The following is a 421-nucleotide window of genomic DNA, read 5'->3' as shown; positions in this document are numbered from 1 at the left end:
CCAATTGTGCTCATCAATAATCTTTTTAAGAGCATCATTTACTGCAGTTTGCTCTGGCTTGTTCTCAGTATCCATGGAGCACAAGGTTTCTAGCAGTTTTTCCTTTTTGAAGAAAACTGCTTCCCTAAGTGTATAGTTTATTGTTTTTTGATTGGGTTTATTATCGGTTTTTATCGCACAAAGACGTGCTGCTAATTCCCAAGTACTCTCATCAATAGCCTTCTTAAGACTATAACTGACTGCTTCTTGATTTGGCTTATTATTGCTTTCTAAGGTGCACAAATATTCTACTATTCCCCATTCCTTACTCTCAGCGGCTTTTTTTAAAGCTTTATTCACAGAGTCCTGTGTGGGCTTGTTATCTGTTTTCATCGCACATAAAGTTGCAACGGAATCTTTTTGGTTATAAAAGGCCATCTGA

Annotated in this window: 1 protein-coding gene; it reads right to left on the bottom strand. The window is 37.1% G+C overall.

The features are described 5' to 3' along the window. On the bottom strand, positions 1 to 421 hold a 421-nt coding region (locus tag Lbru_RS17385; RefSeq protein ID WP_193786923.1), incomplete at both ends, for a hypothetical protein.

The organism is Legionella brunensis (genome assembly GCF_001467025.1).
GTDB lineage: Bacteria > Pseudomonadota > Gammaproteobacteria > Legionellales > Legionellaceae > Tatlockia > Tatlockia brunensis.
The sequence above is the reverse complement of the archived record's forward strand: the minus strand, read 5'-3'. Positions and strand labels throughout refer to the sequence as shown.